The organism is Desulfonatronospira sp., from assembly GCA_003563255.1.
Classification (GTDB): Bacteria; Desulfobacterota; Desulfovibrionia; order Desulfovibrionales; family Desulfonatronovibrionaceae; genus Desulfonatronospira.
Genome location: PWSL01000459.1, coordinates 1 through 7639, shown reverse-complemented (window position 1 = coordinate 7639; position 7639 = coordinate 1). Strand labels below are relative to the sequence as shown.

The window sequence follows — 7639 nt, the reverse complement described above, 5'->3', positions numbered from 1 at the left end:
GTTTGCCCTCCACCTTGCGGGCCAGCCTGGAGGCCAGCAAAGGGTCCTTGATTCCACTGGCCTTGAGGGCCTTTAAAATGGCATGGGCAATCCGGTCCGTGGACCAGGATTCCATACAACCGTCTCTTTTCTTGATCTGTTTGGGCATAATCGATTCCTTTTTGAATATATTGGTTGGCAGTTAAGGTTAGCAGTTAGCGGTTATCAGGCTTGGCATGCATCTCTCATTAATCCCTCAACTGTTTCCGGGCCCAGATGGATATTTACTCCCTCTTCACGCAGGATATCCTTCATTTCCTCCTGGGAACTGCCCATGATTTCTGCAGCCTTTCCCAGACTGATTTCACCTCTTGAATAAGCGCTTGTGATCATACGCCGTCTTATTTCAGGCTGTGCCTGGAAAAGTGCTCTGAGGGCGCTTCGCAACACCGCCTTTTCGTCAGGAAACAGCCTGGACTTGACCAGTTGGTTGACTTCCCAGTCTATGGTATTCGTTTCCATCATATACATACCTCACTGTTGCCAGAAATGAGTTTATGCTACAATTCTTTCTTTGCCGGCAGGCCGGTAATCCTGAACTGTGAGCTCGAACCCGGGCGGCAGCCAGGCTTTTACGTTTTCAATGTCAGAATCGCTTAAACCAGGCACCCGGGTGATCCTGAACATGAACCTCTCCGGGCTATCTGCAGCAAGCTCCAGAATCTGCCCCAGACAATCCCGGGCCTGCCCGGGAGCGGCCCGATCACCGGTAAGCCCCGGATACATATGCCACGGCCCCTTGATGTCCACTGCTATCATTTTTATTGAGCTATGCTCAAGAGCAAGTTGCACACAATCCGGGCTGAGTCCGTTGGTGTCCAGTTTAATGGGAATGTTCAGGCTGGACAGATCATGCAGCAAAGAATCAAACCCTGGCAGAATGGTGACTTCACCGCCGGTCAGCACCAGCCCTTCCAGCCAGTTGCGGTTGCGCTGCACCTGCTCCAGCACTCCCAGGCAGTCCAGGACCGGAAAACTTTCCGGGTGCCAGGCAAAAGAAGCATTGTGGCAGGTGGGACAGCGCAGATTGCAGCCCCCGAAAAAAAGAACCGCGCTTATCCGTCCCGGCCAGTCGCAGAGGCTGAAAGGCTCATATCCCCTGAGCATGTCCCAGGCACTATAGTCTAAATCCTGCATGATATATTGCTCCGCCGGATAAAAGCACCGGAGCCCGTGGATCTTTACCCGCTGTCCTCGCAGGGGAAAAATTGATGGATAAGACTTCAGGCAGGTCTTCTGGCTCGCCCCTCCCTTTGTCGGCCTTCCCAGCCCCGCACTTACTTTTTTCCTGGATGCATCTGTTTAGCACTTTGCATGTGGCACTGAGACTGGCTCTCCCCGCACTTATTTTTTAAAACTCATTCAAACATCCTTCAGAAAAATAAGTGCGGGGGTGCCTGTCCCCTGCTTTCCATAAAAGCGCTAAACAGATACTCCTGGATAAAGTAAGTGCGGTGATAGTGACCCCGATACGACAAAAAGATTTACAGGGCTTACAGCGGCGGGACCGCCCCGGACTTGCACCGGAGTTCCCTTTTAAGGCCTGACGGCCGCCTGGAGCAGACTGTAAAGAATTTCAGAGTATTATCAAATAAGACCTCTTATATTAACCCCGATCACAAAAGAGTTCAACAGTAAAAATCAGAAAAACAATAAAGACTTACTTTCAAGCTGCCTGCAAAGACTTGCCCCATCACCTGAATTCGTTATATCAGAACATATGACCGGCAAAACAAAAAAAGATGAACCCTGGGAAGGCTTTACCGAGGCCATACTGGAAAGCATATCCGACGGTGTCTTTACTGTGAACCAGGAGTGGATGATCACCTCCTTCAACCGGGCCGCGGAGCAGATCACCGGCATTTCCAGAGACCAGGCCCTGGGCCGGCCCTGCTGGGAAGTGCTCAGATCCAGCATGTGCCAGTCCCAGTGCGCCCTGGGCTACACCCTTGAATCTGGAAAACCCGTCATCGGCAAGGTCTGCTATATCATCGATTCCCAGGGCGGACGCATCCCCATCAGCGTTTCCACTGCCATGCTTCGCAACTCCAGGGGCGAACTGGTGGGAGGTGCCGAGACCTTCAGGGACTTGAGCGAAGTGGAGAAGTTGCGCCTGGAACTGAAGGGCGGCCTCTCCATGGGCAATATGGTGAGTCACAGTCCGTCCATGCAGAAGGTGCTGCAGATTATCCCGGCCGTGGCCGCCAGCACCAGCACCGTGCTCCTCCTCGGGGAAACCGGTACAGGCAAGGAACTGTTAGCCAGGACCATTCATTCCCTGGGCCCCAACAAGGATGCTCCTTTTGTGGCCGTAAACTGCGGGGCCCTGCCTGACACCCTGCTGGAGTCCGAGCTCTTCGGATACAAGGCCGGAGCTTTTACTGGTGCAGAACGGGACAGGCCCGGCCGGTTCGCCCAGGCCCACGGAGGCACCCTGCTTCTTGATGAAATAGGAGAAGTCAGCCAGGCCCTGCAGATAAAACTGTTAAGGGTACTCCAGGAAAAAACCTATGACCCTCTTGGATCATCAAAGCCGGAAAAATCCAGTGCCAGAATCATCACCGCCACAAACCAGGATCTGGAAGAACTGGTACAGCAAAAGCTCTTTCGCCAGGACCTGTACTACCGCATAAATATCGTGCGTATAGAACTGCCTCCCTTGAGACACAGAAAAGAGGACATCCCCCACCTGTCCCAGCATTTTGTAGACAGGTTCAACCGCCTCCAGAGAAAAGAAGTCCAGGGCCTTACACCCGAGGCCGTTTCTCTTTGCATGGCATACGACTGGCCGGGAAATATTCGGGAACTGGAAAACATCATCGAAAGGGCCTTTGTGCTGTGTTCCCGGGGCAAAATCGGCATTGAACACCTGCCTGCGGAACTGACACTCAAGGATACTGAAATACCTGCGGACTTTCAGACCGCAAAAAACATCCTGGAGGCCAGGAGCATTGAAAAGGCCCTGGAACAGACCGGCAACAACAAAACCAGAGCCGCCAGTCTTCTGGGCATGCATAAAAGCACCCTGCACCGCAAACTGAAAAAACTGAACATCCACACCCCCTGACCTTCCCTCGCACACACCATGGAAACCACACTGACAGTAGCAAAAAAGCTACTCTGATCCTGCCCGACAGTCTCACTGATGCGACCAGGCATTTATGCAAATCTACTTGCCTTTATTTAAAAAATAAATTTATTTCAATAGGTTACACCGTCCAACACCAAAAAAACCAGTCGGCATATTAAATGCATGTCCCTGGACATGAAAGCGGCTGTAAGCACATGGCGGGACCGGGTGGCCCCAGTTTTTGATGTTTCCAACACTATTGTGGTGGTGGATATAGAATCGGGCACGATCAGCAACAGGTGTTCTGAATACCTGGACGAAAACGACTCTTCAGCCAAAATACTCAAAATAGTCAGGCTGAAGATAGACATGCTGGTTTGCGGAGCAATTTCCAGGTCTATGTGTGATCTTATCGCCGCTAACGGCATTCTTATAGTGCCCTTTGTATCCGGACAGGTTAACGAAGTCATCCAGGCACTGATAGATGACAGGCTGCACGAGGAACGCTTTGACATGCCCGGACGGCGCAAATGCTTTTTCAACCCTGAAAAATATTCTTTCAAAAAAAAGGAGACCCATATGCCGGGCAGAGGAAAATCAGGTCAAGGGGCAGGACAACCAGGTGGGTGCGCCGGGAAAACCGGTCCAGGTCGTGGACAGGGTGGAGGCATGAACACCAGCGGCTTTTGTGCCTGCCCTCAATGTGGACACAAGGTGGAACACGTAAAGGGAAACCCCTGCTATGAACAGGCATGTCCCAGTTGCGGGGCGGCCATGAGCAGGGGGTAATCTTTGAGCTCCCAGACAAGGAGGTATTGAATATGCCGGGACTTAATGGAACAGGACCCATGGGACAGGGTCCGGGGACAGGAAAAGGACTGGGGCGTTGCCGCAGCAAAATGAGAGCAGACGCTGCCGGAGAAGCCGCTACCCCTGAAAAACCAGCTTTGACAACATTATCTCAAGACGGACAAAGGCTTCGTCTGAGAGGCGGACGGGGAACCGGAAGGTGCCGGGGCCGTGGACAGGGCAGACGCCCAAGGTGTTTTGAAAGATAAACAACAGCAAAGCACCGGTGCCGGGTGTTGCAGGGCAAAACCTGCCACACTGCCCGGCACTGGATTGCCTGACTGAAGCACAAACAACCAGGAGGAAGCCAGTATGAAAAAAATAGCTCTTATCGCCTGCAGCATGATTAGAGGCAGCAACCTGTGCCCTGGAGATGCCAAATGTTTCGTGGCCCTGGGCAGAAAAGACGGCGAGTTCAAAAGATACGAAAACCAGGACGTTTCCCTGGTGGGGATAGTGGACTGCGGTGGCTGCGAAGGCAACAAAAACCGCGTGGTCTGCAGCATGGCCCTTTTGAACATGCACCTCAAGGCCCTGAATGAAAAAGTGGACGCAATCCACGTCAGTACCTGCATAATGAAGTACTGCAAAAGAAAGGATGATCTTATTGAAGCCATCAGGCAAAAGGCCGGGGTGGAAGTGGTGGAAGGCACCCACGACTATATCCCTCCCTCAATATTCGGGCAAAGCTGAAAAATAAGGAAAAACTGATGATTATCGCTGTATCCTCACAGGGAAAAAGCCTCAAAGACCCGATAGATCTAAGGTTCGGCAGGGCTGCTCACTTCATCCTTTATGACACGGCCAGCGATGAATACCGGGCACTGGACAATGACAATAACCTCAACGCTGCCCAGGGAGCGGGCATCCAGGCCGCTCAGGCCGTATCCCGGGGAAAAGCCGAAGCGGTTATTACCGGGCATTGCGGACCCAAGGCCTTTTCCGCCCTCCAGGCAGGAGGCATAGCGGTTTACCTGTGCAAAGAAAATACCGTTGAAGAGGCCATCCAGGCTTACAAGAAGGGTCGCCTGGAACAGGCGGAAGAAGCTGACAGGTCCGCACACTGGTAAAAGCGGGAGGTAAGGATCTGATGCGCCTGGCCATAATCAGCGGAAAAGGGGGTACAGGGAAGACCACCGTGGCGGTGAATCTGGCCCTTTACCTGCATCGGGAGGGGGAGGAAGTCTGCCTTGCCGACTGCGATGTGGAAGAGCCCAATGCCCACTTTTTCCTGGATGCGGCCTGGTCCAGGGAGAACAGGCAGACCGTTGCTGTGCCTGAAATAGACAACGCAAAATGCCTGGGGGAGTCGTGCCTGCAATGCGTAAACGAATGCCGCTTCAACTCCCTCATCTGGATGGCGGAAAGGGTCATGGTCTTCCCGGAACTCTGCCACGCCTGCGGACTCTGCTCTTTTTTGTGCCCTGTGCAGGCTGTAGATGAAACCACCAGGGATATAGGTCTGGTACGCCGGGGCAAAGGCCTCGGCGTGGACATCTGCAGCGGCCTGCTGCGCATCGGGGAAGCCATGGCGTCCCCGCTTATCAGGCGTGTACTAAAAAGCACTCCAGGCCAGGGGATTGTCATTGCAGACGCACCCCCGGGAACTTCATGCCCGGTAATGGAAACCCTTCGCGACGTAGATTATGTCATCCTGGTGGGAGAGCCCACCCCTTTCGGGCTGCACGACTTCAAAATCGCAGTGGAACTTGTACGCAAGCTGGGGCTGGCATTGGGCACGGTGATCAACCGGGACCAAATGGGAGATGATCAACTGGAAAAATATATACGGCATGAAAGGCTCCCGCTACTGGCCAGACTCCCCTACAGCAGACAGGCTGCAGCGGCCTGCTCCAGGGCAGAGCCCCTTCTGGAGGCCATGCCTGAATTCAAAGAAATATACAGGAATATGTGGGAAAACTTGCAAAAAGAAATGCAGGCCGGGGGCAAATAAGCATCATGCAGGAAATCGTGGTCATAAGCGGCAAGGGAGGCACCGGCAAAACCAGCCTGGTGTCCGGGCTGGCAGCAACCGGTACCCGGCAGGTGCTTGGGGACTGCGACGTGGATGCAAGCGATCTGCATCTGATCATGGCTCCGGAAATACTTGAGACCCACGAGTTCATCAGCGGACAGCAGGCTCAAATAGACCCGGACCTGTGCACAGGCTGCGGTCTGTGCCGCGCATACTGCCGTTTCCAGGCCATTTCGGAAGATTACCTGGTCATGGAAGAGTATTGCGAAGGATGCGCCCTTTGTCTCCACGTCTGCCCTGAATCCGCGGTAAGTATGCATGACAGGCATTGCGGGCAGTGGTTCAGTTCCAGAACGAGGTTCGGCCCTATGATCCACGCCTGCCTGGGCATTGGTCAGGAAAACTCCGGAAAGCTGGTATCCATTGTCCGAAAGGTGTCGCACCAGACGGCTCAGGAAAAAGGGGCTGAGAACGTGCTGGGCGATGGCGCTCCCGGTGTGGGCTGCCCGGTGATAGCTTCCCTGAGCAATGCGGACATGGCCCTGCTGATTACTGAGCCCACCAGAAGCGCCTTTGCTGATTTGCGCCGGGTTTTCGACCTCACCAGACATTTCAAAATCCCCTGTCTGGCAGTAATCAACAAAGCTGACCTCAATCCGGATATTACCGTGGAAATTGAACGGTTCTGCCTGGAATACGGCCTGGGCGCGCCTGCAAAACTCCCCTATGATCAGGATTTCACCAGAGCCCAGATCCAGGGCCAGAGCATTGTGGAGTACCATCCTGATAAATGGACCCGGCCCATGCAGGACATCTGGAAATCGGCAGCAGAAATTTTAAAGCATTAAAACTACCCAAGGAGAACCAGAGATGAGTGATAAGACATGCGGCAGCTGCAGCACTGCATCAGACTGTCTGAGCAGGTCAAAGGAACAGGAAAAGGACCAGAAGCTTGCCCACAGCCTGAGTCGGATCAAACACAAGATAGTGATCATGTCCGGCAAGGGAGGAGTGGGCAAAAGCAGCGTAGCTGCCAATGTGGCAGCAGGACTTTCCCTGTCCGGCTACAGGGTGGGCCTTGTGGACGTGGATGTGCACGGCCCGAGCATTCCCAGGCTTTTCGGCCTGGAAGACGCCCGTCCGGTGGCCAGGGACAAAAAACTTGTTCCGGCAATGTGGAACGGCCAGCTCCTGGTCATGTCTCTGGGATTTATGCTGCAAAGCAAGGAAGATTCAGTCATCTGGAGAGGACCGGTGAAGATGGGGCTTATCAGGCAGTTCTTAGAAGACGTGGACTGGGGGGACCTGGACTACCTCATTGTTGACTGCCCCCCGGGCACCGGGGACGAGCCCCTGTCCGTGGTTCAGCTTCTTGGTCACGAGGCCCACGCCCTGATAGTCACCAGCCCCCAGGACGTGGCTGTGGACGATGTACGCCGTTCAGTGAACTTCTGCCGCCAGACCGGCAACCCTGTTCTGGGCATCGTGGAAAACATGAGCGGTTTTGTCTGCCCCAGATGCGGGGAAGAAGCTCACATCTTCTCCAGTGGAGGCGGCCAGAGGCTGGCTCAAGAGATGCAGGTGCCCTTTCTGGGAAGCATCCCTCTGGATCCGGACATGGTCAGAGCTGCCGATGAAGGCATGCCCTTTATTGCCAGACAGGCCGAAAGTCCGGCCCTGTCCGCCCTGCAAAAAATCCTGGAACC

11 protein-coding genes and 1 riboswitch are annotated in these 7639 nt (G+C 54.0%); of the genes, 8 read left to right on the top strand and 3 right to left on the bottom strand.

What is annotated here, in order from left to right; translation table 11 throughout:
- The 3 genes from QZP87_RS13545 to QZP87_RS13535 form a co-directional block, all read right to left on the bottom strand.
- Positions 1-148: ATP cone domain-containing protein (locus QZP87_RS13545; protein ID WP_291323454.1), on the bottom strand; the 148-nt coding region annotated here is incomplete at its 3' end.
- 56 nt (positions 149-204) lie between these two features.
- Complete coding sequence (locus tag QZP87_RS13540; RefSeq protein WP_291323452.1) at positions 205-504, bottom strand: UPF0175 family protein; 300 nt, start codon at positions 502-504, stop codon at positions 205-207.
- A gap of 30 nt (positions 505-534) precedes the next feature.
- Positions 535-1176 (bottom strand): radical SAM protein, encoded by a 642-nt coding sequence (locus QZP87_RS13535; RefSeq protein ID WP_291323451.1) that lies wholly within the window; start codon positions 1174-1176, stop codon positions 535-537.
- A gap of 71 nt (positions 1177-1247) precedes the next feature.
- Positions 1248-1612, bottom strand: a riboswitch (cobalamin riboswitch).
- Between the two features lie 147 nt (positions 1613-1759).
- Between QZP87_RS13535 and QZP87_RS13530 the strand changes: the two genes are divergently transcribed.
- The 8 genes from QZP87_RS13530 to QZP87_RS13500 form a co-directional block, all read left to right on the top strand.
- Positions 1760-3106, top strand: a complete 1347-nt coding sequence (locus QZP87_RS13530; protein WP_291323450.1) for a sigma 54-interacting transcriptional regulator — start codon at positions 1760-1762, stop codon at positions 3104-3106.
- A 198-nt stretch (positions 3107-3304) separates the two neighbouring features.
- A complete protein-coding gene (locus tag QZP87_RS13525) occupies positions 3305-3898 on the top strand; it encodes a NifB/NifX family molybdenum-iron cluster-binding protein (protein WP_291323449.1) in 594 nt (197 codons plus the stop codon).
- A complete protein-coding gene (locus QZP87_RS15640) occupies positions 3862-4167 on the top strand; it encodes a DUF5320 domain-containing protein (RefSeq protein WP_363331026.1) in 306 nt (101 codons plus the stop codon). The genes QZP87_RS13525 and QZP87_RS15640 overlap by 37 nt, the downstream gene beginning before the upstream one ends.
- A gap of 103 nt (positions 4168-4270) precedes the next feature.
- Positions 4271-4651: a CGGC domain-containing protein gene (locus tag QZP87_RS13520; protein WP_291323448.1), complete on the top strand. Its 381-nt coding sequence runs from the start codon at positions 4271-4273 to the stop codon at positions 4649-4651.
- A 17-nt stretch (positions 4652-4668) separates the two neighbouring features.
- Positions 4669-5028, top strand: coding sequence for a NifB/NifX family molybdenum-iron cluster-binding protein (locus QZP87_RS13515; protein ID WP_291323447.1), 360 nt, complete (start codon positions 4669-4671; stop codon positions 5026-5028).
- Positions 5029-5048: 20 nt separating this feature from the next.
- Positions 5049-5912 carry an ATP-binding protein gene (locus QZP87_RS13510; RefSeq protein ID WP_291323446.1) on the top strand — a complete coding sequence of 288 codons (864 nt, stop codon included), beginning with the start codon at positions 5049-5051 and terminating at the stop codon, positions 5910-5912.
- A complete protein-coding gene (locus QZP87_RS13505) occupies positions 5870-6781 on the top strand; it encodes an ATP-binding protein (protein ID WP_363331025.1) in 912 nt (303 codons plus the stop codon). The genes QZP87_RS13510 and QZP87_RS13505 overlap by 43 nt, the downstream gene beginning before the upstream one ends.
- A 22-nt stretch (positions 6782-6803) precedes the next feature.
- A partial coding sequence (locus tag QZP87_RS13500; RefSeq protein WP_291323445.1) for an Mrp/NBP35 family ATP-binding protein occupies positions 6804-7639 on the top strand: 836 nt, incomplete at its 3' end.

What these genes read in the sequence shown, in the direction of transcription:
- QZP87_RS13540 (WP_291323452.1), bottom strand. Translation starts at nt 504, where the DNA reads ATGATGGAAACGAATACCATAGACTGGGAAGTCAACCAACTGGTCAAG.
- QZP87_RS13535 (WP_291323451.1), bottom strand. Translation starts at nt 1,176, where the DNA reads ATGCAGGATTTAGACTATAGTGCCTGGGACATGCTCAGGGGATATGAG.
- QZP87_RS13530 (WP_291323450.1), top strand. Translation starts at nt 1,760, where the DNA reads ATGACCGGCAAAACAAAAAAAGATGAACCCTGGGAAGGCTTTACCGAG.
- QZP87_RS13525 (WP_291323449.1), top strand. Translation starts at nt 3,305, where the DNA reads ATGAAAGCGGCTGTAAGCACATGGCGGGACCGGGTGGCCCCAGTTTTT.
- QZP87_RS15640 (WP_363331026.1), top strand. Translation starts at nt 3,862, where the DNA reads ATGTCCCAGTTGCGGGGCGGCCATGAGCAGGGGGTAATCTTTGAGCTC.
- QZP87_RS13520 (WP_291323448.1), top strand. Translation starts at nt 4,271, where the DNA reads ATGAAAAAAATAGCTCTTATCGCCTGCAGCATGATTAGAGGCAGCAAC.
- QZP87_RS13515 (WP_291323447.1), top strand. Translation starts at nt 4,669, where the DNA reads ATGATTATCGCTGTATCCTCACAGGGAAAAAGCCTCAAAGACCCGATA.
- QZP87_RS13510 (WP_291323446.1), top strand. Translation starts at nt 5,049, where the DNA reads ATGCGCCTGGCCATAATCAGCGGAAAAGGGGGTACAGGGAAGACCACC.